This window comes from Streptomyces sp. NPDC031554 (assembly GCF_055580685.1).
Genome location: NZ_JBVIKX010000029.1, coordinates 1 through 2,210, shown reverse-complemented (window position 1 = coordinate 2,210; position 2,210 = coordinate 1). Strand labels below are relative to the sequence as shown.

Here is a 2,210-nt window from a genome sequence, read left to right as displayed (position 1 = left end):
TCCAGGATCACGTGCGCATTCGTCCCACTGATCCCGAACGCCGACACACCGGCACGCCGAGGACGATCCGCTACCGCCGGCCACTCCCGCGCCTCTGTCAGCAGTTCCACCGCACCCGCCGACCAGTCCACCTTCGGTGACGGCTCATCCACATGCAGCGTCTTCGGCAGCACACCATGCCGCATCGCCTGCACCATCTTGATCACACCCGCCACACCCGCGGTGGCCTGGGTGTGACCGATGTTCGACTTCACCGAGCCGAGCCACAAGGGTCGTTCCGCCGGGCGGCCCTGGCCGTACGTCGCGATCAACGCCTGCGCCTCGATCGGATCACCCAGCGCCGTACCCGTACCATGCGCCTCCACCACGTCGATGTCGGTGGCGAGCAGTCCTGAATTGGTCAGCGCCTGGCGGATGACACGTCGCTGTGAGGGACCGTTGGGCGCGGTGAGACCGTTGGACGCGCCGTCCTGGTTGACCGCGCTGCCGCGCACGACCGCCAGGACGTCGTGGCCGTTGCGCCGCGCGTCCGACAGACGCTCCAGCAACACCAGACCCACGCCCTCGGCCCACGCCGTGCCGTCCGCACCCGCCGCGAACGCCTTGCAGCGAGCGTCCGTCGCCAGGCCCCGCTGCCGCGAGAAGGCCACGAACGCGCCCGGCGTGGCCATCACGGACACACCACCGGCCAGAGCGAGCGAGCACTCACCGGAGCGGAGCGCTTGAGCTGCCAGGTGGATGGCGACCAGCGCGGAGGAACAGGCGGTGTCGATGGAGACGGCGGGGCCCTCGAAACCGAACGTGTACGAGACACGGCCGGAGGTGACCGCACCGGCGCTGCCGGTCAGGGCGTACCCCTCAGTGCTGGACTCCCCGCTCTCGAGGCTCGGGATGTAGTCCTGCGGCTTGGTACCGGCGAAGACACCCACGTTGCGGCCTCGCAACGAGGTCGGATCGATGCCCGCCCGCTCGAAGACCTCCCAGGAAGTCTCCAGCAGCAGCCGCTGCTGCGGGTCCATCGCCAGCGCCTCACGCGGACTGATGCCGAAGAAGGCGGCGTCGAACTCGGTGGCGCCGGTGACGAAGCCGCCCTCCTTGACGTACGACTTCCCGGGACGCTCAGGGTCGGGGTCGAACAACCCGTTCACGTCCCAGCCGCGGTCGGTCGGGAAGGCCGAGATGCCGTCGGTTCCCTCCGCCACCAGCTCCCACAGATCCTCGGGCGAGGACACGCCTCCCGGGAGACGGCAGCCCATGGAGACGATCGCGACAGGTTCCGTCTTCTCGGATTCGACCTCGCGCAGCCGCTTGCGCGCCTGGTTGAGATCGGCGAGGGCTCGCTTGAGGTAGTCGCGCAGCTTGTCGTCGTTCGTGCTCATCGAAAGTCCTTCTGCTCAACAGGTGTGGGGGCGGCGCCGCTGTCAGGAAGACCCGAGCTCGTTCTCCGCGAAGCTGAAGAGTTCCTCGTCGGAGGCGGAATCGAGGTCGAAGTTCCCCTCCTGCTCCGCCGGGGCGCCGGGTGCCGCACACCGGGTCGCCAGGGTTTGGAGGCGCTTGGCCATCTGCGCCATGACGTCGTCGTCCAGGGACGTACTGCTCAACGCCGCTTCGAGACGGTCCAGTTCGGCGAGCACGGACATCGGCGAGACACCCAGTTGCTCCAGCAGGACATCGGCGAGGGCGGCCGGCGTCGGGTAGTCGAACACCGCCGAGGCGGGAAGCTGGAGCCCCGTGGCCGCCGTGAGCCGGTTGCGCAGCTCCACACCTGTGAGCGAGTCGAAGCCGAGGTCCTTGAAGGCACGGTCCGGCTCGATGGCGTCCCGCTCGCGGCGGCTCAGTACGGTGGCGACATCGGCGCTCACCAGGTCGAGCAGGGCGCGTTTCCGCTCGGGCTGCGGCATCCTCGCCAGCCGATCGGCCAAGGATTCCCCCGCCGTGTTGCCGACGGGACCGATACGGACGGTTCGGCGTGGTGTGCGGACCAGGCCGCGCAGCAGGGGTGTCAGTTGGCCGGCGGCTGCCTGCTGAGCGAGCGTGGCGAAGTCGAACTTGACGGGTACCAGGTGCGGTTCGTCGGTACCGATCGCCGTGTCGAAGAGCGTCATGCCTTCCTCTACGGACAACGGACGAATACCACCACGGCTCATACGAGCCTGATCGGCCTCCCCCAACGACCCCGTCATCGCACTCGACGCACCCCACAGGCCCCA

The 2,210-nt window shown here is 68.6% G+C and carries 2 protein-coding genes; both read right to left on the bottom strand.

All coding sequences use genetic code 11. The annotated features are described in order from the left end of the window. The coding region (locus ACZ5FU_RS34940) for a type I polyketide synthase (RefSeq protein ID WP_469047944.1) at window positions 1–1,379 on the bottom strand (1,379 nt) is incomplete at its 3' end. Window positions 1,380–1,421: 42 nt separating this feature from the next. After that, complete coding sequence (locus tag ACZ5FU_RS34935) at window positions 1,422–2,105, bottom strand: acyl carrier protein (protein ID WP_469047942.1); 684 nt, start codon at window positions 2,103–2,105, stop codon at window positions 1,422–1,424. Between the last annotated feature and the right edge of the window lie 105 nt (window positions 2,106–2,210).

What these genes read in the sequence shown, in the direction of transcription:
- ACZ5FU_RS34935 (WP_469047942.1), bottom strand. Translation starts at nt 2,105, where the DNA reads ATGACGCTCTTCGACACGGCGATCGGTACCGACGAACCGCACCTGGTA.